Origin of the sequence: Streptomyces sp. S465 (genome assembly GCF_026898115.1) — a bacterium.
GTDB classification, from domain to species: domain Bacteria; phylum Actinomycetota; class Actinomycetes; order Streptomycetales; family Streptomycetaceae; genus Streptomyces; species Streptomyces luomodiensis.
This window is the reverse complement of the sequence record NZ_CP114036.1, coordinates 25,806-48,204: the sequence shown is the minus strand read 5'-3', so window position 1 is coordinate 48,204 and position 22,399 is coordinate 25,806. Positions and strand designations below refer to the sequence as shown.

At 70.8% G+C, this 22,399-nt stretch carries 22 protein-coding genes and 4 pseudogenes; 14 read left to right on the top strand and 12 right to left on the bottom strand.

Going from position 1 to position 22,399, the window contains the following annotated elements:
• Positions 1–24: 24 nt before the first annotated feature.
• Both N6H00_RS00260 and N6H00_RS00255 read left to right on the top strand, forming a co-directional pair.
• Positions 25–651, top strand: a complete 627-nt coding sequence (locus N6H00_RS00260) for an MFS transporter (RefSeq protein WP_268976814.1) — start codon at positions 25–27, stop codon at positions 649–651.
• Positions 644–1,525, top strand: coding sequence for a DUF6282 family protein (locus tag N6H00_RS00255; protein ID WP_268969439.1), 882 nt, complete (start codon positions 644–646; stop codon positions 1,523–1,525). The genes N6H00_RS00260 and N6H00_RS00255 overlap by 8 nt, the downstream gene beginning before the upstream one ends.
• 407 nt (positions 1,526–1,932) lie before the next feature.
• Here the strand turns inward: N6H00_RS00255 and N6H00_RS00250 are convergent.
• A pseudogene (locus tag N6H00_RS00250) lies at positions 1,933–2,124 on the bottom strand (ATP/GTP-binding protein); the annotation flags it as partial.
• 220 nt (positions 2,125–2,344) lie between these two features.
• The gene (locus N6H00_RS00245; RefSeq protein WP_268969438.1) at positions 2,345–2,698 is read right to left on the bottom strand and encodes an ArsR/SmtB family transcription factor; all 354 of its coding nucleotides are present in this window, start codon (positions 2,696–2,698) and stop codon (positions 2,345–2,347) included.
• A gap of 69 nt (positions 2,699–2,767) precedes the next feature.
• Between N6H00_RS00245 and N6H00_RS00240 the strand changes: the two genes are divergently transcribed.
• The gene (locus N6H00_RS00240) at positions 2,768–3,976 is read left to right on the top strand and encodes an alpha/beta fold hydrolase (RefSeq protein ID WP_268969437.1); all 1,209 of its coding nucleotides are present in this window, start codon (positions 2,768–2,770) and stop codon (positions 3,974–3,976) included.
• Between the two features lie 187 nt (positions 3,977–4,163).
• Here the strand turns inward: N6H00_RS00240 and N6H00_RS00235 are convergent, their stop codons facing one another.
• Positions 4,164–5,093 carry an NADP-dependent oxidoreductase gene (locus N6H00_RS00235; RefSeq protein ID WP_268969436.1) on the bottom strand — a complete coding sequence of 310 codons (930 nt, stop codon included), beginning with the start codon at positions 5,091–5,093 and terminating at the stop codon, positions 4,164–4,166.
• A 90-nt stretch (positions 5,094–5,183) separates the two neighbouring features.
• On the opposite strand from N6H00_RS00235, the gene N6H00_RS00230 reads away from it, so the two are divergent.
• Positions 5,184–5,564, top strand: coding sequence for a winged helix-turn-helix transcriptional regulator (locus N6H00_RS00230; protein WP_268969435.1), 381 nt, complete (start codon positions 5,184–5,186; stop codon positions 5,562–5,564).
• A gap of 340 nt (positions 5,565–5,904) precedes the next feature.
• Here the strand turns inward: N6H00_RS00230 and N6H00_RS00225 are convergent, their stop codons facing one another.
• A complete protein-coding gene (locus tag N6H00_RS00225; RefSeq protein ID WP_443072884.1) occupies positions 5,905–7,179 on the bottom strand; it encodes a ricin-type beta-trefoil lectin domain protein in 1,275 nt (424 codons plus the stop codon).
• Between the two features lie 299 nt (positions 7,180–7,478).
• Here N6H00_RS00225 and N6H00_RS00220 point away from each other — a divergent pair, with 299 nt between their 5' ends.
• Positions 7,479–7,646 carry a hypothetical protein gene (locus N6H00_RS00220; protein ID WP_268969433.1) on the top strand — a complete coding sequence of 56 codons (168 nt, stop codon included), beginning with the start codon at positions 7,479–7,481 and terminating at the stop codon, positions 7,644–7,646.
• The gene (locus tag N6H00_RS00215; protein WP_268969432.1) at positions 7,643–8,380 is read left to right on the top strand and encodes an aminotransferase class I/II-fold pyridoxal phosphate-dependent enzyme; all 738 of its coding nucleotides are present in this window, start codon (positions 7,643–7,645) and stop codon (positions 8,378–8,380) included. Before N6H00_RS00220 ends, N6H00_RS00215 begins: the two co-directional genes overlap by 4 nt.
• A gap of 123 nt (positions 8,381–8,503) precedes the next feature.
• On the opposite strand, the pseudogene N6H00_RS00210 reads toward N6H00_RS00215, so the two are convergent.
• Positions 8,504–8,746, bottom strand: a pseudogene (locus N6H00_RS00210) (helix-turn-helix domain-containing protein); the annotation flags it as partial.
• A 247-nt stretch (positions 8,747–8,993) separates the two neighbouring features.
• Here N6H00_RS00210 and N6H00_RS40365 point away from each other — a divergent pair.
• The 6 genes and pseudogenes from N6H00_RS40365 to N6H00_RS00175 all read left to right on the top strand — a co-directional run bounded on the left by N6H00_RS40365 (position 8,994) and on the right by N6H00_RS00175 (position 13,279).
• A complete protein-coding gene (locus N6H00_RS40365) occupies positions 8,994–9,332 on the top strand; it encodes a helix-turn-helix domain-containing protein (protein ID WP_443072883.1) in 339 nt (112 codons plus the stop codon).
• Positions 9,333–9,462: 130 nt separating this feature from the next.
• Positions 9,463–10,224: an ATP-binding protein gene (locus N6H00_RS00205; RefSeq protein ID WP_268969431.1), complete on the top strand. Its 762-nt coding sequence runs from the start codon at positions 9,463–9,465 to the stop codon at positions 10,222–10,224.
• Positions 10,225–10,338: 114 nt separating this feature from the next.
• Positions 10,339–11,951 (top strand): annotated as a pseudogene (locus N6H00_RS40360) (Mu transposase C-terminal domain-containing protein).
• A complete protein-coding gene (locus N6H00_RS00185; RefSeq protein ID WP_268969427.1) occupies positions 11,948–12,307 on the top strand; it encodes a hypothetical protein in 360 nt (119 codons plus the stop codon). The pseudogene N6H00_RS40360 and the gene N6H00_RS00185 overlap by 4 nt, the downstream one beginning before the upstream one ends.
• Entirely contained in the window at positions 12,304–12,693 is a 390-nt protein-coding gene (locus tag N6H00_RS00180; RefSeq protein ID WP_268969426.1) for a hypothetical protein, read from the top strand. The genes N6H00_RS00185 and N6H00_RS00180 overlap by 4 nt, the downstream gene beginning before the upstream one ends.
• A gap of 13 nt (positions 12,694–12,706) precedes the next feature.
• Positions 12,707–13,279, top strand: a complete 573-nt coding sequence (locus N6H00_RS00175; RefSeq protein WP_268969425.1) for a hypothetical protein — start codon at positions 12,707–12,709, stop codon at positions 13,277–13,279.
• 506 nt (positions 13,280–13,785) lie between these two features.
• Here N6H00_RS00175 and N6H00_RS00170 read toward each other — a convergent pair.
• Together N6H00_RS00170 and N6H00_RS00165 are read right to left on the bottom strand one after the other, a co-directional pair.
• On the bottom strand, positions 13,786–14,886 hold the full coding sequence (locus N6H00_RS00170; RefSeq protein WP_268969424.1) for a hypothetical protein: 1,101 nt from the start codon (positions 14,884–14,886) through the stop codon (positions 13,786–13,788).
• Positions 14,886–15,326, bottom strand: a complete 441-nt coding sequence (locus tag N6H00_RS00165; RefSeq protein ID WP_268969423.1) for a VOC family protein — start codon at positions 15,324–15,326, stop codon at positions 14,886–14,888. Before N6H00_RS00165 ends, N6H00_RS00170 begins: the two co-directional genes overlap by 1 nt.
• A gap of 102 nt (positions 15,327–15,428) precedes the next feature.
• On the opposite strand from N6H00_RS00165, the gene N6H00_RS00160 reads away from it, so the two are divergent.
• Positions 15,429–16,292, top strand: coding sequence for a helix-turn-helix transcriptional regulator (locus tag N6H00_RS00160; protein ID WP_268969422.1), 864 nt, complete (start codon positions 15,429–15,431; stop codon positions 16,290–16,292).
• A 407-nt stretch (positions 16,293–16,699) separates the two neighbouring features.
• Here the strand turns inward: N6H00_RS00160 and N6H00_RS00155 are convergent, their stop codons facing one another.
• The 4 genes and pseudogenes from N6H00_RS00155 to N6H00_RS00140 form a co-directional block, all read right to left on the bottom strand.
• Positions 16,700–16,846, bottom strand: a complete 147-nt coding sequence (locus N6H00_RS00155) for a hypothetical protein (RefSeq protein WP_268969421.1) — start codon at positions 16,844–16,846, stop codon at positions 16,700–16,702.
• Positions 16,847–17,639: 793 nt separating this feature from the next.
• Positions 17,640–17,780: pseudogene (locus N6H00_RS00150) on the bottom strand (histidine phosphatase family protein); the annotation flags it as partial.
• 271 nt (positions 17,781–18,051) lie between these two features.
• Positions 18,052–18,864, bottom strand: a complete 813-nt coding sequence (locus N6H00_RS00145; RefSeq protein ID WP_268969420.1) for a carboxymuconolactone decarboxylase family protein — start codon at positions 18,862–18,864, stop codon at positions 18,052–18,054.
• 126 nt (positions 18,865–18,990) lie between these two features.
• Positions 18,991–19,818 (bottom strand): enoyl-CoA hydratase/isomerase family protein, encoded by an 828-nt coding sequence (locus N6H00_RS00140; protein WP_268969419.1) that lies wholly within the window; start codon positions 19,816–19,818, stop codon positions 18,991–18,993.
• 169 nt (positions 19,819–19,987) lie between these two features.
• On the opposite strand from N6H00_RS00140, the gene N6H00_RS00135 reads away from it, so the two are divergent.
• Complete coding sequence (locus N6H00_RS00135) at positions 19,988–20,839, top strand: helix-turn-helix transcriptional regulator (protein ID WP_268969418.1); 852 nt, start codon at positions 19,988–19,990, stop codon at positions 20,837–20,839.
• A 779-nt stretch (positions 20,840–21,618) separates the two neighbouring features.
• Here the strand turns inward: N6H00_RS00135 and N6H00_RS00130 are convergent.
• Entirely contained in the window at positions 21,619–22,326 is a 708-nt protein-coding gene (locus N6H00_RS00130; RefSeq protein ID WP_268969417.1) for a hypothetical protein, read from the bottom strand.
• Positions 22,327–22,399: the final 73 nt, after the last annotated feature.

Genomic DNA, 22,399 nt, shown 5'->3' with positions numbered 1-22,399 from the left:
GTCCCGGCCAGGGGGAGCCGGACGGTGAGCCCGCTCCGGTACGTCCTGAGCAGCGAGCGCCCGGCACTGCTCAAGACCACCTGCATCACCTTCGCGATCACCTGCACCGCGTACGTCGGACACGTCTACCTGAACGTGCACCTGACCACCGAGCTGGGACAGCCCGAGACGTTGTCGCTCACGCTGAACTCGGTGCTCACCGTGGGCGTCGCCCTCCTCATGCCGTTGGCCGCGTACGCTTCGGACCAATGGGGTCGGCGAAGGGTCTTCGGCCTGGCGATGGTCGGCTATGTGGTTCTGACACTGCCGATGTTCCTTCTGATGGCGGTGCAGAACGCGTTCGTGCTGGGCCTTGCCATAGCTGTCTCCTTCGTGCCGTGGGTCTTCGCCCAGGCCATCGGATACCCCTTGTTGACCGAGCTGTTCAGTGGGACAGCGCGCTACACCGGCGTGGCGTTCGGGTTCGGCATCGGGGCCATCCTCGGGGGCGGGTTCGGACCGTATGTGGCCAACTGGCTGACAGATGCGACGGGTTGGTCGCTCGCGCCCGCGCTGTACATGGTCGCGGCGGCAGTGAGCGGGGTTGTGGCTCTGCGCTCCGTGGGAGCCTCCCGTATCGACGATCCCGAGGGGGACGACGACAGTGAGTGAGTCGGCCGCCGGAACCTTCGATCTTCATTGCCACCCGTCACCCGATATTTCGCCTCGGAGCCAGACCGATGAGGAGGTGGCCCAGGGCTGTCTGCGTTCCGGCCAACGCGGGTTCGTGATCAAGTCCCACGTCACGCCGACGGCCGACAGGGCGATGTCGGTGCGCACGCTGCATCCCGAGGTGGAGGTCCTCGGGAGCATCACACTCAACCGTCCTGTCGGCGGGCTGAACGCGGCGGCGGTCGAGGTGGCGGCGCGCTGCCGTGCCCGCATGGTGTGGATGCCCACGCTGGACAGTCGCGCGCAACGCGCGGATCAGCGCCTTCCGCCGGGCTACGCCGCTCCTGTATGGAGCGGGGTGCATCAGGAGATGGCGGCCAAGCCGGGCTACGGGCCCCCGGTCGGCATTCTCGACGGCGATCGGTTGTGCGCGGAGGCGCATCACGTCCTCGACGTGGTCGGTGAGTTCGACCTGGCCATCGGGACCGGGCATCTGGACGCCCAGGAAGTGTCGGTCCTCCTTGCGGAGCTTCGCCGGCGAAGGATCCAACGGGTGATGGTGACGCACCCCGACCTCCCCCGGCAGGGGATCGGCATCGAGGAGCAGAAGGAGTTCGCCCGGCAGGGCGCGCTCATCGAGAGGTGCCTGTCCGTCGTGCAAGGAGGAAAGGTCAGCGAGCAGGTGACACGAGAACGGATCCGGGCATGCGGTGCGAGCCGCACGGTGGTCACGACTGACCTCGGTCAGCCCGGTGGTGACCTGATCTCCGACGGAATGGCGATCTGGCGACGCATGCTTGCGAGTTGGTCGTTCCCCGACGACGACATCGTGGCGATGACGTCGACCACACCGTTCCACCTCGTGTCTCCCTGAGCGCACCGAAACTGCTGTCGACGGGCTGCGGGTGACCCACCGCAGGCCGGCACACTCAACGGGTCGGGGACTGTTGAGAACTTTCGGCCGTGGCGTCGGGGAACGAGGGCCTCGGGGTCGGAACTCAGGGCGCTCCTACGGTCGGCACCCCCCTACCAGGAGGTCAAGCTCCACGCGGACGCCGGCCAGGCCGCCGTCTACTGACTTTTGCGGCGTGATGTCGTTGGGGGCTGACGGTGTGTGATCGTCGCTGTATGCCGGTTGTATGAGATATCCGCAGGGTGGTGGGCTGACGCCTGAACGGCAGGCGTTTCGCGAGCGGATCCGGCTGGAGGCCGCGGAACGATTCGCTGCCGGTACCTCCAACGCCGGCTGGTCAGGTTGTTGTGCCTGTTCGGTGGGTGGGTTTAGCGGTTGCGGGTGGGGCGGTTGTGTTGTTCGGCGCGGTGGTGGAGTTGTACCGCGTCGAGGGCAGCTTTGGTGATGCGTTCGGTGCCGTCATGGATGGCGGTGATGGCGGCTTGGCGGATGAGCCTTGTGAGGGATCCGATGCGGCCGGCGGTGCGTTGGTGGAGGTAGGGGGCGTGGCGGGGGAGTGCCTCGGTCATGTTCGCCCTCTTTGGTGGTCCTGCTGAGGACAGCACTACGGGAAGCGCGGTTCTTCCCTCCGGTGTGGCATCGCACGGTGTCCGCGACGGGTGCGCCGTCCACGACGGGCCACCGCCCGAGGCCGTGGGCCAGCACGCGCGGTCACCGCGCATCCGGCCGGGAACGCCCTGCCCCGGGCCCGGGACGGGAAGTCCCACGCCTGACCTGCCGTCACGCAGGGGCGGTCGGGCCTGTTGTGCCCCTGTCCTGCTCGTGGCCGAGCACGGCATCGAGGAGGCCGGGGAAGCGCTTCTCCACGTCCTCCTCGCGGACACGGACGCTGCGCGTGCGGCCGTCGACGACGGTGCGGGTCAGGCCGGCCTCGCGCAGGGTGCGGAAGTGGTGCGAGATGGTCGGTGGGGTCACTCCGAGGTTGGCGCACCACGTGCTGGCGCTGCAGTCGAACGGCTCCGGCCCCCGGTACATCACGGTCATGATCGCCCGGCGGGCCGGGTCGGCCAGAGCGCTGAGGATCGTCGTCAGATCCAGTTCGTCGATCGACGGCTCCGGCAGCTTTCGCGGCATCGAGCCTCCTTCGCTCGGGACGGACACCGGACTTTGACGCACATCGAAGTCTAGTCTAGCGTTGCCGACATGGTTCGATCGTCATCGAAGCCTGACCCGCCGTCACGGCCGGTGCTGTTCGCCGTCGGCACGTTCGTGCTCGGGGCCGACAGCTTCGTGCTGGCGGGGTCGCTCCCCGCGGCCGCCCACGACCTGCACCTCAGCGTCGCCCAGGCCGGACGGCTGACCACGACGTCCGCCCCTCACCTGTGCGATCGGGTGGCCGCTGATCGCGGCCGCCACGGGCCGGCCCGACCGGTGCCTGGTGCTCGGTGGCGGGATGACGGGAACGAACTGAGCTTCCACCCAGAAGAAGACAAGGAGCAGATCCGGATGTCGACGCATGAAACCGTCCGTTTCACCCACCAGGTGACGTCGGCCGGGCCCGCGCAGGGAATGACGTTCACCGGCCGGCGGCGGCTCGCCGAGAGCAACGAGGATGTTCCGTTGGTCGTCGCGGTGCACGGGGGTGGGTACACGTCGGCGTACTTCGACGTTCCCGGCTACTCCCTGCTGGACCGGGCGGCGGTGTTAGGGGTGCCGATCATCGCGGTCGACCGACCAGGCCACGGTGGCAGCAGTTCGGTGCCGGCCAACGGGTCCGTCTTCCTGGCGCACGCGGAGGCGCTGGAGCACCTGATCGGGGAGTTGTGGCAGACGCACGGAGCCGGCACCGCGGGTGTCGTGCTCATCGGGCACTCCATCGGGGTGCCGATCTCGCTGGCGGTCGCCGCGCACAGGCCGAAGTGGCCACTGCTCGGTGTCGCGGCCTCGGGATGTCTGCTGCGCGAACCTGAGCACTTTACCGGCATCTGGGCGTCGATCCCGGACCTGACGCTGCGGTCACCGGACGACCGGAAAGCGGAGCTGATGTTCGGCCCGGCCCGGACCCGGCGTGACGACATGCCGGAGGCGGCCTACTTCGCCAACGAGCCCGTGGTCAAGGCCGAACTGGTGGAGATCTCCTCGAGCTGGCACAGCCTCTTCCAGGACCTGGCTCCGGAGATCTCCGTGCCGGTCCACCTGCGCATAGGCGAGTACGACGCCCTCTGGATCGCCGACGACGAGCAGATCGCCGCGTTCGCCGCCGCTCTGACCTCGTCCCCGTCGGTCGACGCCGCGTTCTTCCCCGCGGCCGGGCACGCGATCGACTACCACCGGGCGGGTGCCGCGTTCCAGACCCAGCAACTCGCCTTCGCCCTCCACTGCGTGGCTCGGCGGCTCAGCGAGACCCACTGAGGCGTGGGGCAGCGACCGGCGACATGCCGTGGAACGCGGGCGTTACCGAGCGCGGCGGGTGCGGCCGGAAATGCCGGAGCAGCTGGCGGCGGCCTGCCGGCCGCGGGGCCGCGAAGGAGTCCCCGCGGACCTGCGCGGTGCGGCCGGGCCGGTGCGGTAGACGCTGCGCCGGGACCCGGTGACGGGATCAGACGGTGAGGACGAGCTTGCCCCGGAGGTGGCCGTCGTCGAGCAGCCGGTGCGCGTCGGCGACGCGCTCGAAGGGGAACGTCTCCTGCACGTGGACCCGGAGCCTGCCCTGTTCGACGAGCTCGACGAGACCCCGCAGGGCCACCGGGTCGGGGTCGACCGCGATGCCGCTGAAGCGCATGCCTGCCGCCTCGTACGCGGCGATGAGCCCGGAGTCCTGCTCCGCGACCGCCGTCACCAGGTGACCCCCTGGACGGAGCACCTCCAGGGACCGCTCGGCGGTGTCGCCGCCGATCGTGTCGAGCACGACGTCGATGTCGCGGACCGCTTCGGTGAAGTCGACCGCCGTGTAGTCGATCACCTCGTCGACGCCGAAGCCCTCGACGAACTTCCGCTTGCTCTCGCCGGCGGTCGTGATCACGTGCGCGCCGAGGGCCTTCGCGATCTGGATCGCGACGTGGCCGACCCCGCCGCCACCACCGTGCACGAGGACGCGGTCGCCCTCGGTCACGCCGGCGAGGTCGACGAGGCCCTGCCACGCCGTCAGCCCGACGACCGGCAGCGCCGACGCCTCGACATGCGAGAGCGACGCCGGCTTGCGTACCAGGTGCAACGCCGGCGCCGACACCAGCTCGGCGTACGCGCCCGCCGCCCGCGGGAACAGCGGCATCCCGAACACCTCGTCACCGGGCCTCAGCCGCCACGTCCCTGGTGCCTCCTCGACCACGCCGCTGATGTCCCAGCCCAGAATGAACGGCGGCCGGCCGATGAGCGGGAACTCGCCGGCGCGCAAGCGCGCCTCCAGCGGGTTCAGTCCGATCGCCTTGACACGGACGAGAACCTCGGTCGGGAGGGGCTGGGGCTCGGGCGCGTCCACGATGGTGAGCACCTCCGGACCGCCGAACGCCCGCTGGGTGATGACTCGCATGACTCTCCTCGTCAGGGGTGGGGAGAGACCTCAGGCTAGGCAGGTGACAGGAACCGGCAGGTACCTATGGCGCACCTATCATGGGGCGCCATGAGCGGTTTCCGTCCCGGTGATCCTTTCCTCGCCGACTGTCCGGCGCGTCTGGCGGTCGAGCTGATCGCCGACAAGTGGACGGTGGTCGTGCTCTCCGGCCTGAGCCAGGGCCCGGTGCGCCATGGCGAGCTGATCGAGCTGATCGGCGGCATCTCGCGCAAAATGCTCACCCAGACGCTCCGGCGGCTCGAGAGCCACGGACTTGTCCGGCGCCATGCCTACGCCGAGGCGCCGCCCCGCGTCGAGTACGAGCTCACCCCGCTCGGGGCGACGCTGACCGGCCCCATCCATGTGCTGACCGAGTGGGCGAGGGCGAACGGCGACGCAGTGCTCGATGCGCTCGACGCCGCATCCGGCCCGGTCGCCCACAGCCGCTGAGCCCCCGCTGGGGCAGTGGGGTGTCCCCCGGCCGCCACCCGGTATCGGCCCGGCCGGGCCCGTCTCCGCGGGTTCCCGATTCCGGACGGCCTGCCCTGTGTGGGGCCCCGGCATGGCCGAGCGTCTCACGGGCCCCACCCGAGGCGCGGTGCACGAGGCCAGCCCCCGGCGGGCGTGGCATCTTTGCCGGCGCCGGAACACAGCCGGGTAAGCCGGCTGTCCCGCACGCGGGATACCGAACCGAATGGCGGCACCCGACCCGCCGCCGAACGCCTGCCGCTCCGGTTCGCCCTGGCCGAGGACCCGGCACCGCCCGGCCGTGCCGCGCCGCCGCACGGCATCAGGCGGCCGGGGTCCAGCGCTGCGCGGCTGCGCCGTTGCAGTCGTAGATCTGCAACTGGGTCCCGTCCACGGTGGAGCTCCCCGGGTCGTCAAGGCACCGCCCGGACTGCGGATTGACCAGTGAGGAGTCCGGTCCTGTCACCCAGCGCTGGGCGCCGGTGCCGTTGCAGGGCCAGAGCTGGACCCTGGTCCGGTTCGCGGTCCCGCCGCTGCTCACGTCGAGGCAGCGGCCCAGGGCACGCAGCGTACCGCCCGCGCCGGGAACGTACGTCCACCGCTGTGCGTCTGTGCCGTTGCAGCTGTAGAGCTGCACGGGCGTGCCGTCGGCGGTGCCGGAGTTCCGCACGTCGACGCACTTGCCCGCGATTCCCGAGCGGAACGTCACCGTGTCCGTCTGACCGCTGGACTCCATGGCGGACTGGACGAGCGTGGCCGCCGCTCTCATCCCCGCCCCGTTGGGGTGGTAGGTGGACCGGCCCGCGGCCGGGCGGTACGACTCCACCCAGGGACTCGCCGAACACGCGTCGTGTCCGCGGCTCGCGGCAGCCAGATCCACCAGGGTGGCCCCCGTGGCGGCCGCCGCGGTCGCGGTGGCCTCCGCCAGGCGCGAGGCGATGCCGCGCTCGAACGCCGCCTGGTCATCGGTCAGCGGGACGTTGGGGCACACCCCGGAGGCCGGCAGGAGGGTGAAGTAGTTGACCAGGTAGACGTGTGCCTGGGGTGCCGCGCCGCGGATGGCCTCCACGACGTTCTCGATCCGCCCGGCCAGCGCGGGGAAGGTCTGGTTGATCGCGTCGCGGTCCACCGTGCCGCAGCTGGTGCCGCCGCCGGTCTGGCAGGAATAGGTGTTGATGCTGCCCAGGTAGTTGACATCGTTGCCACCGATCGTGACGGTGACCACGCGGGTTTCCGCCGTCACGGCCTGCACCTGCGGCGGCTGCCCCGACTGACTGGTGATCAGGACGTTGGCGGTGGTGGCGCCGCTGCACGAGACGTCCGTGAGGTCCGCCCCGAGGTCGCGGGCCACGATGCTCGGGTAGTTGGCGGCCGACCGGGCGCACGTCGCGGCGCCGCCGCCGTCCTGGGCGGGCGGGATCCCCGGCCCGGCCGCGAAGGAACTGCCCGTCGCGACGTAGCCGAGGCCCGAGGTGACGGCCGCGAGGTGCGGCTCCGGTCGTGCCTGCGTGGTTCCCTGCGCTGAACCGGTAGACGCCGTGGCGGCGACGGCTGCCGCGCAGGCCGCCGCCAGGGCGATGCGAGTGCGCACCGACACCGGTGCGCATAAACGGTTTTTCGAGTACAAACCCGCCATAGCCTTCCTCACAATGGGTAGGGGCACAGCAGAGACTCGGGACGGCACCCGGCCGGACATAGTGGTCCGGACATTAGCGGGCGTCGGGGCCTCGGCCAAGACCGCGGACACACCTGCCCGGAGGCCCAGGCGCAGGTGCGGAGCCCGGATTCGGCCGCCGATCGCCGACCGTCCTGGGTTACGCTCCGTCAGGTGGCCGGGACCACGGGATCGACGTCCCCGCCGACACGCTCGTCATGACTGTGGGTGCTCAGGAAGCGATGCTGCTGGTGCTGCGTGTGCTGTTCTGCTCGGGTGAGGGCGTGCTCGCGGTCGCTAATCCGTGCTTCGTGGGCATCGTCGGGGCGGCCCGGCTCCTGGACGTCGATGTGGTGCCGGTCGACGAGACTAACCTGGGGATCGATCTCGACGGTTTGGAGGAGGTGTGAATCCGGGCGCGGCCCGTATGTCGCTTGACTGCCGTCGGAGACTTCTCGACCTCGCGGAGCGCGAGGGCTTCCTCGTCATAGAGGACAACGCTTATGGGTTCACGGCGGCAGCCGGAGCCGAACTGCCCGCACTCAAAGCGCTCGATACCGCTCGGAGTGTGGTTCATGTCGGCACCTTCGCCAAGGTCGCCTTCCCGGGAGCAAGAGTTGGCTATGTGATCGCTGATCAGCCGGTGGGTTCCGCTCGCGGCGGCACCGTGCTCGCGGACGAGTTGGCCGCCGTGAAGAGCATGGTCACCGTGAACACGTCCCCGTTGTGCCAGGCCGTGATCGGCGGGATGTTGCTGGAGTACGGAGGGTCTCTGATCGAGTTGAGCCGTCGCACGTCCGAGATCTACCAGCGGAACCTGACTTGCCTGCTCGACGCATTGGACCGGCACCTGGGAGACGGATCGCATCCCGGTATCGGCTGGAACCGCCCTTGTGGTGGGTTCTTCGTCCGAGTGCGTCTGCCTGTCCCTGTGGATGCTGCTCTGCTGGAGGTGTCCGCGGCCGGGTACGGTGTGCTGTGGACTCCGATGCGGCAGTTCTACCTGGATCAAGCAGGTGATCAGCAACTTCGACTCTCGTGCAGCTATCTCGATCCCGAACGGATCGAGGAGGGGGTGCGGCGCCTGACCGCCTTTGTGTCGGAGGAGATCGAAAGCCGTTCGGACAGCGGCAGCGGTGGCTGACGCCGGAGCCCGCGGCGCCGGGGTTGTCCAGGTTGTGGGCGTGGTCGTCGGCCTCCTGACCGTGGTTGTCGAACCTGCCGTGGACCGAGCAGACGATGCCCGGGGCGAGGTCCCGGTTGCCGTCGACTGCTCGGCCACCGAGTGGTCGCGGGTGGGCACCAGAGTGCCGTCCACGATGAGCACGGTGTCCTTCGCGAACCGCTGGCGCGGCTGGAGTGCGAGTTTTGGGCCGAGGTGGTCGATTATCCGGTTGGCCGCGGACTTGGAGACGCCGAACGGCGGGGCGAGCCGGCGCAGTGTCAAGTTCGTGCGCCAGTACGCCGCGACCAGCAGTACCCGGTCCTCCAGCGGCAGGCTCCACGCCTTCGCCGCGACTCCTCCGCTGCGATTTTTCGGGTTGGTGTCGGTGGTGGTGAGAGTCGGTCGCGCTGGTCCAGGGCTGGGTGTTACGGGGCTGGTCAGTGGGTGTTTGTGGGTGGGTGGTCCGCTGTCATGAGGTGAGAGATTGATGGGTGGGATCGCTGTCGTGGGGCTTTATCGCATGGCAGCTGATGTTGTCTCAGGTTCGAGAGTTCTTATGCGTTGAGGTGGGCCCGGCCGGTGTGATCGTGGGGTGGATCAAGAGGTAAGGGCCGGCCGGGGTGCTGTGCTGCCCCGGGGGTTGGTGGTGCGTCGTCTGCTGGAGCGGCAGCAGGCGGGGGAGCTCACGACGCGGCATGTGCGTGCGGTCGCGGAAACGGTGGGTGTCTCGGAGCGTACGGTGTGGCGCTGGCGGGAGCAGGCCAAGACGACCGGGCAGGTGGAGGCGCCGGTCCGGCAGGGGTATGCGGTGTCGGACGAGGTGTGGGGGCTGCTTGGTGAGGTGGGAGGAAATGTCGCGGAGCTGAGGCGCCGGCTGGCCGCTGCGGTGGCGGGGCTTCGGTACCGTCGGCGTCGACACTGCACCGGGTAATCCGCAGGGACCGCCGGGCGGGCCGGGCGTTGATGGTCGAGCGGGAGCCTGTGGTGGCCGTGCCGCGCAGGGCGGATGCGCTCAGTGAGCTGGGCCTGAACGTCGTGGCCGAGAAGGCGGCGGTGGGCAGGTGTTTCTGCGGGAGCAGAAGCAGCTGGCGCAGGTTCCGGTCCTGGTGCCGGGCGCGCAGGTGGTGCATACGGCCGCTGTGCGGTCGGTGCTGCGGACGGTCGCGCACGCGGCCGCGGTGGGGGCGGTGGTGTGTTTGTACGGTGACGCCGGCCAGGGCAAGACCGTCGCGTTGCAGTACGCCCTGTCCCAGCTGCCGCACCCGGCCAGGGTCCGCCGGGTCCACGTTGGTGTGCACCCGACGGTGCCGGAACTGCGCCGGGTGCTCGCGGACGCCCTTGAGCTGGGCAGGCGTCTGCCGCGTGGGGCGGGGGAGGCGGATCTGATGCTGGTGAACGCGCTACGGCAGCCCCGCGTGCTGGTCCTGGACGAGGCACAGCGCCTTCCGGGGCCGGCGCTGGAGTTTCTGCGCGGGCTGTGGGACCACCCGGACACGGACACAGCACTCGTGCTCGCGGGTGCGGGCAGCGAACGGGCACTGCGCCGAGTGCCCGCATTGGCCTCTCGGGTGCTGACTTGGGAGCTGGTGCCGCGCCTTGGTCCGCGCGAGGTGGCCACCGTGATGGCTGCGTTCCACCCGCTGTGGGGGAACGTGAGCGAGGACGATGTCGTGTGGGTGGACGAGCATGGGGGACACGGCAATTTCCGGACGTGGGCGAAGCTCACCTCGCACCTGACCGCCGAGATCTACGGAAAGAGCCGGGCGGTGGTGGACCGCCGGATGCTGGAGCGGGCCTGCGCACGGCTCATGGGGCCGCTGTGACCGGCGCGGCCGGGCCGGCAGAGGGCGCTTCCCGCTCCGGCATGCAGGGGAAGGACAAGGGGGGTGCGGGGAGGCCTGCCTTCTTCCTCCCTGTCGGCGCTGCGCGGCCCTGCCGTGCGCAGGCTGCTCGCTGTGCGACAGGAACAGAAACTGACGACCGGCATGTACGGCTGATGGCTCAGTCGTTGGAAGTGACCGAGCGCACGGTGTGGCGGTGGCTTGCCGCTGCCGAGCGTGATGAGTCCGCGGCCGCGGAGCCCGGGGTGCGGGCCCAGAGTAAAGACCGCTTCTCCGTCACCCTGGAGTGCGCCGCCTGCTGGCCTTGTGGAGGGGCAACGTCGCGGCGGTGCATCGTGAGCTGGCCGCTCGCGCGGCCAGGGGCGAGGGGGAGCCGCCTCCGTCGATTCCGACGCTGCACCGGGCGATCCGCCGTGATCTGTCGCCGGGGGAGCGGGCGGGGCTTGCGGGTGGGGAGCGGGCGGCGCGTAAGCATGATGTGTTCCTGGCCCGGCCGCGCCCCTGGCGCAATCAGGTGTGGGAGACGGACCACATGCAGGTCGCCGCTGCTGGTCGATGTCGATGGCAAGGCTCGCAGGCCGTGGATCACCTGGTTCACCGACTGCGCCACCAACGCGATCACCGGTGTCGCGGTCACGCCGGGGGATCCGTCGCGGGAGTCGGTGCTGGCCGCGCTGCGTGCCGCTGTTCTGCGCGAGGAGCCCTACGGCCCCGCGGGAGGGACACCGGAGCAGGTGCGGGTGGACCGTGGCAAGGACTTCCTGTCCCGGACGGTGACCGCCGCGTTTGATCTCCTGGATGTGACGGTGGAGGACCTGCCCGCCTACCCCCCCCGCACCTCAAGGGCACGGTGGAGGGCCTGAACCGGGCGGTGGAGCCGATGCTGCTGGCCGCGCTGCCCCGCTACGCCCGCCAGGCCGGCCCCGGCAAACGCCCCTGCCGCCCGAAGGACGAAGTGCTGCTCAGCTTCGAGGACTTCACCGGCCGGCTGCTGGGCTGGACCCGGTGGTGGAACACCGAGCACCGCCCCCAGGCGCTCTCCGGCCGTACGCCACTCGAGGCATGGCAGGCTGACCCGACTCCCGTCACCGACATCTCCGCCGCCGACCTGTGGACCTTCACCCTCGAGGACGACGGCCGGCCGCGGAAGCTGACCAGCCACGGGGTGCGGTGGTGCGGGCGCACCTATATCGCTCCTGTGGATGACGGGCCAGGCCGGCTGTATCGTCACAGTGCGCTACATGCCGCACCACGATCACGAGATCGACGTCTGTGACGCGAACGGCAGCTATCTCGGGCCTGCGCACCTCGCGGACGCGGCCACCCCCGAACAACTCGACGCCCTGCGCACAGCCCGTGCGGAACGTGCCCGGCGTCTGCGTGCCGAAGCGAAGCCGGCCGAGACACTGCGCGGACAGCGCTTCGCCCTGGCAACCACGGCCGGGCCGGTCCAACGGCTGGGAGCCCTGACCTCCGCTCAGGCCGCGGACGAACTGGCCGCCGCCGAGCACACCGGCGCCTCGAAACTGGCACTGCCGGACCTCATCCCGCCTGCTGTGCCTCCGGCCGGCTGGCGCACCCCGGCTTCCCTCGCCGCGCCAGACCCACCCGCCCGGTACCCGTACGGCCGTGACGGCGCTTCCGCCCCGGACGGCCGCGACGGGCAGGCCGCACCTCCCACCACCGCTGAAGACGGAGATGCCTCGTGACCGCGGCCACCTACCAGTACGTCGATCTGCCTGATGTGTCCGTGGTCACCACCCGGGCCCTGCTCACCGCCCGGGAGAACATCAGCGGCAGGGTCGCCGCCTGCGCGATGATGTGTATCCATGGCGGCGCCGGCTTCGGCAGGACTCTCGCCGTCGACACCTGCCTGCGCGCACTCGAACCCGGCGAGGGCATTCGAAGGATCACCTTCCGGGCCCGTCCCACCGCCGGCGCAGTGCGCTACGAACTGTTCACCGCCCTCGACCTGGCCGGCGAGCCACCGCGCCACCCCAGCGGATTCGACCGTCTGGGTGAAGACGGCCCTGGCCGAGCGCCCCCGCATCATCCTCGTGGATGAGGCCCCGGTGGCTTAACGGGGAGGCGTTCGAGTACTTCCGCTACCTGTGGGACGAACCCTCAACCCAGCTTGCGATCATTTTCGTCGGCGGTGAGGGCTGTCACACCGTGCTGCGCCGCGAACCGGTGCTCTCCTCCCGCATCTTCATCTGGCAGCGCTTCACCCGCCGCACCTCCAGCGAGGTCCTCGAGGTCATTCCCCGGTTCCACCTGCTCTGGGCGGACGCCGACCCCGACGACACTCCTTCGCCGAACAGCCACGCCGCGCACGGCAGCTTCCGTGCCTGGGTCCAGCTGAGCGCCCACATCGGCACCGCACTGGCCCGCACCGGCCGCCCTCGCGTGGACCTGGAACTGCTGTGCTGGGCCTTCAGCCGCCTTGCCTGACCATCCCACCGCCATGTCTCTCGCCGCGCGGCCGTCGTCCGTCACCGTGGTCATCGACCGCGATGACGACGCGATCCACATCCACACCGCCCTGGCCGCCCACCACCCGCCGTCCGGCCGGATCACTTTGCACCCCGGCCCGGGCACCACCGGTGAAACGGGCCTCGCCCACGACTTTCTCGCCGCCCTGGGCAAACCGTCCCTGCTCCCGGGGCGTTTCCCCGCCGGCCGTCGGCCTGCCTGGGAAGCCGCCACGGCCTGGGTGACCGCCCTGCCCGTCACCTGGCTGACCGTCCTGCGCGCCCACCGCCTCACCGCCCGCCGCACGATGCGCCTGCTGCAGCTCCATGCCCTCACTGGTGTCCACCTGACCTTGGTCTGCCACGGCCCGCACCTTCCCGCCGCTCTGCACCAGGCCCTGCGGACGGCCGACTACTCCCTCACCGCCGACTTCGAGGCCGCCCGCGTCCCGTGCGGCGCTGGCGAGTTCGGGCTTGAGCAGGTGGTGCGCCTCCGACTCACCCTGGCGGGCGATCTCGCAGTCCGGGGCGTGCGGGGCGTGGGCGAAGAACTTCAGCCCGCTTAAGGAGGTCTTCGCGTGCATCGGGTGCCGGCACTCGGCGCAGGTGATCGGTGCGGGCGGCCGGACCTTCCACACCGCCTCCCACGCCTGCCCGCACCCGAGGTCGGGCAGGTGCGCAAAGACGGTTCCCCACTTGGTGTGCACAGCCCGGAACGCCATCCGTCCCCCTCTGAACGGCTATCAGCTCGCAGTGTTGCGGCGACCACTGACAGTCGACACCGCCGAATGCGGACGGACGGCCGGAAGTCGATCGCGCACCCCCCTGGCCGACCTCGGGCCACGGCCGCACGCGGTGTCGCTGTCAGAAACGAACCTGTCCCGGAGCAAGATCAACAGCGGTCGGCGGACGGTGCAAAGTAGCCGTGGCCCAGGGATCAGGCTGCTCCGGTGTCCGTGGTGGCCGGAAACAAGCGGGAGTTCGGCGGTGCGCAGGGCTGAGATCAGGCGGAGGGCGAGCAGTTCCTGGAGCGGGTACGGGAGGGCCATCTCGCGGGTGGCGGTGTCGAGGCTCATTGGTCCTCCCGCAGGAGCTGGAGGGCGTCCAGGAGGCTCTTGTAGATCATGATGCCTTCCTCCCATGGGGCCGCATGTTTGCCGGTGAGCCGTTGTCCCTGGGCGAGCCGGAGCCCGGCAGCCTTGGCCAGGGTGGCGGACAGTCGCTCTTGCTGGTTCATCGGTACGAGCTGGTCCTCGGTGCTCTGGTCCAGTACGACCAGACGTGGCGCGTTGCCTTCGCGGATCCGCCTGGCGATGGACGCCGGGTCGAAGCTGGCCGGGCTTGCGTCCGGCCAGGCGTCCTTGTCCGCCCCGAACGCCTGGGACAAGAGCTTCTCGTAGTCGTCGCGGAGGTGGGCGTGGGAGGCGCCCAGCCCATCCGCCGCCGCGAGCGCGGGCAGGTCGTACAGGCCGTTGAGACCGAGCAGTGCGGCAGGGCAGGGCGGTTCGGGAAGGTGGCCGAGATTGTAGTGCCGCGGAGGCTGGAGGATGGACTGCAACGCCAGGCAGGCGCCGCAGCTGTGGCCGGACAGGATGTAGGAGCCGTCGGTGAGGCCGAGGGAGCCGAGCAGGGCCAGGCCGTGCAGCACGTCGCTGACGTGCTGCGGATGGACGGCCTCGCGAGCCAGGTCGGTGTGATTGTCCTTGATGGCGTCATAAGGAACGGGGGGATCCGCCATGACCGGGGGAGCAGGGTAGTTGATCTGGGAGACCGTGTAGTTGAGGGAGGCGATGGCGGTGACCGGGGTCGGCCCCTCACCGGGAAGCACGCCGCCGGAGAAAGCGTGGGCGACGGTGGGTTCGATCGAGGCGGAGGTGAGCCGCGGGTCGCGCCAGGCACCGCCGTGGATGTGCACGAGGTACCGCGGGTGCCGCGCCGTGGAGTCAGTTCCTGGGAGGGACGTGACGGGGGTGCCGATGAGCGCGGCGGTTTGCGGCGTCCGCGGCAGGTAGATGCTGAGGTTCTGGAGCCGGTTGGCGTTGGGGATGTAGGAGATGTCCTTGGCGGCGATGACCGGGAGACGACGATCGAGATGCGGGCTCGCCACCTCGGCGGACTGCCAGCGGGCCTGTCTGGCGTCCTGGGGCCCGGTGAAGTCTGCGCGGTTCGGCATTATGCCCGTGCCTTCCGGCCGGAGATCCACGTGCCGGGATCGCTGAGCTCGATGATGGTGCCGACGTTGTCGGTGACGAAGGCGATGCGCCGGCCGGTTGCCGGTATCTCCATGGGGCCGCCGATCAGCGGCACATCGAGTTCGAGCAGCCGGGACACCGCCGCGTCGAGATCTGCCACAGCGAGGCAGAAGTGGTGCAGGCGCGACGTGACCATGCTCGTGAGGACGTTGTCGGTCGGCGCCCCGCCACGGTCCGACGCGCCCGCAAGGAGCTCAATCTTGACGTCACCAGCAGTGAGGAAGACGAACGTCGTGCCGTGGGCCTCGAACCGCTGCTCGACAGTGAAACCGAGATTGCGCGAGTACCACGCAATGGTGGCGTCGAGGTCCTCTTGCGTAACGGTGATGCCCACGTGGTCGTGGGAGAACGTGACGGTCATGTCCGAAGAATCATCGGCCGCCGGGCCGGTAACCAGAGAGAGGAATTCGGTAGGAAAACCGCTACCACCTTCGGGTCGGCGCCGGGTGCGACAATCAGTCTCATGACCGCTGACATCGCGAAGCTCGGCCCGATGTTGCGCACCTGGCGCGGCCGTGTCTCGCCGGACACGGCGCCACTGCCCAGCGGCCACAGGCGCCGGGTCACGGGATTGCGCCGGGAGGACCTCGCCGAGCTCGCTGGGATCTCGGTCGACTACGTGGTCCGCCTGGAGCAGGGACGCCATGTGACCCCGTCGGCGCAGGTGACCGCGGCGCTGGCCCGCGCCCTGCAGCTCACCGACGCCGAGCGGGACCATCTCTACCGGCTGGCCGGGCTTGCCCCTCCGGCCGGCGGGGAGATCTCGGACCACATCCCGCCCGGCCTGCACCGCATGCTGAACCGGCTCGGCGACTTTGCAGCCGCCGTGTTCGCCGCGGACTGGCAGCTCATCTGGTGGAACCGTTGCTGGGCGGCGTTGCTGGGCGACCCGTCCTCAACGCCGTCGGCGCTGCGTAACTTCGCTCGCGACACCTTCCCGGCCGACGGGGCCGCCCCCTGCCTGTCGCACTGGCCGGTGACCTCGCTCAGCCAGCCGGAGGTCGAGGCCTCCGTCATGTCCGACCTGCGCCGCGCCACGGGGCGCTTCCCGGACAGCGACCGCCTGGCCGGCCTGATCCGGGACCTCACGACGGGCAGCCCGCGCTTCGCCGAACTGTGGGCCTCCGGCGTGGTCGGCGCGCACCGGGAAGACCACAAGATCGTCCAGCACCCGGCGACCGGGCCGATCGCGGTGGACTGCGATGTCCTGACCGACGGCGACGCGGGACGCAAGATCGTCGTTCTCACCGCAGCCCCCGGTACCGAGGACGAAACCAAGTTCCGCCTGGCGGCGGTATCGGGCATTTCCAACTCCGCTCACGCCTGAGCCCTGTTTTGCGGCCGCCGGGAGCGGCGAACAGGGCGGGCGGTTCACGACCGAGTGCCTGACCGGCGAGAGGGCCATGCGGGCTGTCAGCACTGTGCCAGGAGAGTGACAGGCTTCGCGTAGTGCAAAGGGACCAACCAGGGCCCGACTGCCAGTTACCGGGGTGAGCGGCGGTCTTGAGCTTCCACCCGTTGCCGGTGCAGCCGTCCGGCAGGGGCGGGAACCGGTGGCCCTTGACGTCTGTGCTGTAGTCGTGCGACTGGCCGCAGTCGCACTCGTAGATCCCGGACTGCGGCACGATCTCCCCCGGGGATGGACGGCGCCGCTTTCCTCGCTCATGCGTCTTGTGTACGACAGGACCGCCCGTCCGCGATCCAGGCGTGCTGTCCGTGGCTGTCCGGACTCCATCAGCCTGCCCGGTGGCGCACGGCCAGGTGCTCGGCGAGGGGCGCGGCCCGCGGCTCGGTCCACCGCTCGGTGGAGGCTTCCTCTCGCCCGGCGAGTAGGGGCATCAGGACCGCGCGCACGGCGGCCGGGGAGTCGAGCGTGTCCATCGGCAGCTCCCACCGGTTACCCGTGCGACTCCACTGGTCCGACAGGGGAGTCCAGCCCCATCCGTCCGTCTCGTCCCACCGCACAGCACCGCTGGCACCTACATCGAGATGGCCTCCCGTGTGACCGAGCCCGTCCTGTTTGGGCTTGGGTCCTGGCCGTCCGTAACCGCGTCAAACGCCGACCCAACACCTGCCATGTCGGAAGCAGACGGTCAGTTCAGGTGTGCAGCTGCCGTGTCATGACGGGAGCAGGGGCGCGCCGACGACGCCTACACCTGCGAGACCGGTACCCGCACCTTCGCCCTGTCCGAACTCAACGTCCGCAAGCGCTGGCACGGCACCGGCACCGCCCGCCGCATCCACGACGCGCTCATAGCCGACCGCGGCCAGGAGCGCACTACGCTGCTCGTGCACGCAGCCCACAGCAAGGTCATCGCCCGCTACGAACAGTGGGGCTACCGCACGATCGGGCAGACCCTCCCCTATTTCCGCGTACACCTCGTCGTGGATGTCGAGAAGAAGTTCTCGGTCGTTTCTGCAAGCCGCAGAGCAGAACCGCTTGTCACTGCGGGACGTCACCGGCAGCGGCTCGGAACAGGCGGTGTTCGCGCAACGGCACACCCGCCCGGCCATGTTCCCACCGTACGCCCTCCCCCCCCCCCCGGACGGGCCGGAGAAACCGGGGTGCGGGCGGCGCCCGTCACACTCTTCGCCAGCAACCGGGGCGTATGGAGCGCGGTCCAGGGCCGGGGCGGGACCGTCACGGCCCTGTGCCTCCCGCCCCGGGGTCAGTGATCGCCGCCAGCGGAACCCCGCGGAGCCGCTGCCCCAGCAGAACGTCCTGGCGGCGGCCGGCGGCCGTCAGCTCGCTCTCGTCCGGCGACCCCTCGGCGTGGCGGGCCAGGTAGAGGTAGCGGGCGGCCATACCGGTCATGGGCGCGTCCTTCGGTACCGTCGAGTCGTTGTGGCCCATGGAGGGATGCCGACCCGTGCCGCCCGGACCCGGCCCGGGGCGGGGCTCCGGGCCGGGGCCTTCGCCACCGGCACCACCCCTGAGCGGCTGCCACCAGCACGGCTGCGCGTACGGTCCCGCCGCGGCGGCTCGGCCTTCACCGGCACGGGTCGGTACGCCCTGCCCGGATCCAGGACAGCCCGACGTCCGGCACGGCCCCGTACCCGTGCCGGCCGTCGGGCTTTGGGGTGTGTCAGGCCGCCTTGCGGGAGGCGAGGAGTTCGGCGACCGCCTGCGATGCCTGGATGGCGCGGGGGAAGCCGCCAGGGATGGTGGTCAGGTAGACGATCTCCTTCAGCTCGTCCTCGGTGGCGCCCGCGTTGAGGGCGTAGCCTCCGTGGATCGTGATGAAGTCGCCCAGGCCGAGGACGGCGAAGGCCGCGACGAGGGCGAGCTGGCGGGTGCGGACGTCGAGGATGTCCCGGGCGAAGATCTCGCCGACCGCGTAGGCGTTGACGGCGTTGGCCAGGAACGGGAAGTCGCGGTCGAGCGCGTCGAGCGAGGCCGGGCGGGCGCCGCCGCTGAGGGACGTCACGATGTCCTCGCCGCGGCGGCGGCGAACGGCGGTGGTCTCTTCGGGGTCGACGGTGTTGGCAGACATGCGGGGGTTTCCTCTCGAAGGGGTTGTGTCAGGAGTCGGCGCGGTGTCAGGCGTGCTGCGGGCTGCGACCGGGCGGGGGCGGTCGAGATAGTCGTGGGCGTCGAGGATGAGCCCGTCGCGGACCCGCCAGACGAAGCAGGCAGCCATCTCGAAGTGCTCGTCGGGGGCGGGACCGGTCCCGTCGTAGACGAACTCGGCGATGACGGTCTCCGGGTCCGTGGTGTCGTGCCAGACGACATCCCGGGCGCGGAGGCTGAGGCCGCTCTGCGCGAAGTGGCCGAAGTGGAGCCGGAGCGCCTCCCGGCCTTCGAGCAGGCGCGATGCGTCCCGCGCGAAGGGGTGGCGGACAAACGGTGCCGTCGGCGTACAGCTCGTGCAGGTGCTCCCACCGGTCCGCGCTGACATCGTCCAGGAGCTGGGCGAGTACGTCGCGGGGGGAGTGGCTGCTGCGGGTGTCGGTCATGGGTCTCCGATCGGGGCGGGGGCAAGGGGGTCAGGGGGCCCAGAGGCCTGAGGCCGGGGCCGGGCGCGTCAGCCGAGGCGTTCCAGCGCGGCGGTGAACTGCTCGCGCTCGAACTCCTCCTCCTGGGCGCCGAGTTCGAGCAGGAGCCGCATGCGGCGCTGCGCCTCGCCGCCGACGAGGGTCTGGTGCAGCGTGTGGGTCTCCTCCAGCAGGCCCATCTGGATCGGCAGCTCGGAGGCGTCGACGGCCACCTTGTTCAGGGCGATCGCCGCCGCCGGGAACGTGGCGATGCGCGCGGCCAGCCGGTTGACGAAGGGCCACAGCTCGGCGGCCGGCAGGGCGCGGTTGACCAGGCCGTACCGCTCGGCGAGCTCGGCGTCGAACTCGTCGCAGCCCAGGATCATCTCCAGCGCCCGGCTGCGCCCGAGCAGTCGCGGCAGCCGCTGGGAGCCGGTGGCCCCCGGCAGGACGCCCACCGCCACCTCGAACTGGCTGAGCAGGGCCCGGCCGCGGGCGGCGAAGACCATGTCGCAGGAGGTGAGGAACTCGGTGCCGGCCCCCGACGCGCGGCCCTCAAGGACCCCGATCGTCGCCTGGGGGAGGGTGCGCAGGTCCTCGAAGAGCGTCTGGAGCGGGCCGAGCTTCGTCGGCTTCGGCGGGATCTGGTCCACCGGGTCGAGGAAGAGGTTGAGGTCGGCGTGGCCGATGAAGAAGTCGGGGTGGGCGCTGGAGAAGACCACGACGCGGGTGTCCCGGCTCGTGGCGAACCGGTCGAGCAGCCGGCGGAAGTCGGCGATCATGGCCGGGTCACACAGGTTGACCGGCGGGTTGTCGAACGTCACCCGGGCGACGCCCTGGCTCTCGGTAACGCTGAGTGTGGTGAATTCCTCGGACACGTTCCCTCATTGCGTAGTCGGACACGGTGTGTGCCTGCCGGCCCGCTGAACAGGCGTTCCGCGGTGCCGGTTTCGACTCTCCCGGTTGCGCAGGTGGGCAACCAGACCGGACCGTGGGGGGGAGTGCCGCACACAGGCAGGGGCGGGCGGGGCGTCGTACCGTGGCGGCATGAGCCAGCACGGAAGCAGCACGTCCGGTCTCGGTGGGTTCTTGCGCGCGGCCCGGGCGCGCGTCGATCCGGCGCGCGCCGGGCTGCCCAGTGCGGGCGTGCGCCGGGTGCCGGGGCTGCGCCGCGAGGAGGTCGCGGTGCTCGCCGGGGTCAGCGCCAACTACTACACGCGGCTGGAGCAGGGCCGTGAACGGCACCCCTCGCTCCAGGTGCTGGACGCGCTGGGCCGCGCGCTCGACCTCGGACCCGACGCCCGGGAGCACCTGCACCGGCTCGCCGGGGCGACGCCGAGCCGCCGCGGCTTCCCGCAGCCGGCGGTGCGGCCGGACGTCCTCGAACTCGTCGAGGAGTGGACGACCACCCCGGCGCTGGTCCTCAACGAGACGCTCGACGTCCTGGCGCAGAACCGTCTCGCGGCGGCGATGCACTCCGGTTTCGCAGACCCGGTCAACCTCGCCCTGATGACCTTCGGCGACCCGGCCGGCACCGGCTTCTACACCGACTGGCACCAGGTGGCCGAGGCCGTGGTCGCCACCCTCCGCCTCGCCCAGGGCCGCCGCCCCCACGACCCGCGGCTGCCGGAGCTCGTGGGGCGGCTGTCCGCGTCGAGCGCCCACTTCCGGGAGCTGTGGGACGCCCACCCGGTCCGGGGGCGCACCTACGAGGCGAAGCGGTTCACGCATCCCGTCGTCGGCGCGCTGGAGCTCACGTACCAGGCGTTCGACATCAGGGGCTCCGACGGGCAGGAGCTGCTCGTCTACCGGGCCGAGCGCGGCAGCCGCACCGCGGACTCCCTGCGCCTCCTGGCCAGCCTCGCCGCGCCCGCCCCGGCGACCGCGTCCGCCGAGTAGCCGCGCGGGCACCGGCGAGGGGGAACGGGGGCCGCGTCCGGGACCCCCGGCCGGTCAACCGGCGCTCGGCACCACGGCCGGCGCGTCGTTCTCCACCCGGAAGTCCGGTGGACCAGGCCGGCGGCCCCCACCAGCAAGTAGCCGGTCGGGTGTTGGGCGTCCTGTGCACCTGCCGGACCTGCGCCTCGCTGTCGTCCTTGCCGACCAGGTTGCCGTCCGTGTCCACCCTCACCTCGCCCCGGGCTCGCCCGCCGCCGCGGCCGGCGGACGCGGCGGACGCGGGAGGTGGGGATCAGGGTCTTCGCCGCGTTCAGCGCGACCGCGCGGTTGCCGGTCACGTGCTCGGCCATCGCGCGCTCGTAGGCGGGGAAGGCGCGCTCGTGGTCGCCGCCTGCGTGATGATGTGTATCCATGGCGGCGCCGGCTTCGGCAGGACTCTCGCCGTCGACACCTGCCTGCGCGCTCTCGAACCCGGTGAGGGCAAAGGATCACCTTCCGGGCCCGTCCCACCGCCGGCGCAGTGCGCTACGAACTGCGGCTGTCGGTCCGGATGCGCGAGGGCAAGCGGGTCCGCCCGCTGGCCACGCTCAACGGCACGCTGTGCGCGGTGACCCGGACGCCCTCGACCTGGCCGGCGAGCCACCGCGCCACCCCAGCGGATTCGACCGTCTGGGTGAAGACGGCCCTGGCCGAGCGCCCCCGCATCATCCTCGTGGATGAGGCCCCGGTGGCTCAGCGGGGAGGCGTTCGAGTACTTCCGCTACCTGTGGGACGAACCCTCAACCCAGCTTGCGATCATTTTCGTCGGCGGTGAGGGCTGTCACACCGTGCTGCGCCGCGAACCGGTGCTCTCCTCCCGCATCTTCATCTGGCAGCGCTTCACCCGCCGCACCTCCAGCGAGGTCCTCGAGGTCATCCGGACCTTCGACGCCGAATGGATCGCCGATCCTGTTGCCGGGCGGCCGTCTCAGCTCGCGCTGATCCTGCCTGGTGTCCGTCTGCCCCGGGCACAGCCGATCGACCGGCCGCAGAAGGGCCGGCCGCGTGACGCGAGCCGACCGCGGTCCTGGCTGGACCGTCAGCGCATCGCCGCGGCCGAGACGAGCGACGACCCGAGGGTGTGTCCGCCGGCCGTACGCGGCCAGCTCGTCCTGTTCCGTCCGCGTCGGCAGCTCGCTCAGGAGCATGTCCGGCGCATCCGCGACCGGGACCTCGCCGACTCCGACCGCCTGCAGGCCATCGCCGTCGCCCAGGCCGCCGAGCAGGGACTGAGCAAGGCGTGGTGGAGGGCGGCGTGCTGGATGCTTCGGCTGGTCCTGGCCGTCCGGGACGCCGACGGCGAGGACTTGGTCGCCGAGGAGGTCCTCGACGATCTGCCACGCAGCCAGGGCGCGGTCGCCGACATCCTGCGCGAGGCTGGCCTTCTCCGTCCACGTCGGCGCCGCCGTCCCGTCATCTCGCCGAAGCCGCACCGCAGTTGTCGGCACTGCGACTGCTGGGGCTTCCGGTCCGTCTGCTGCGGCTGCAGCAGCTGGAGCACGTGGCCAGGCCGGCACCCGG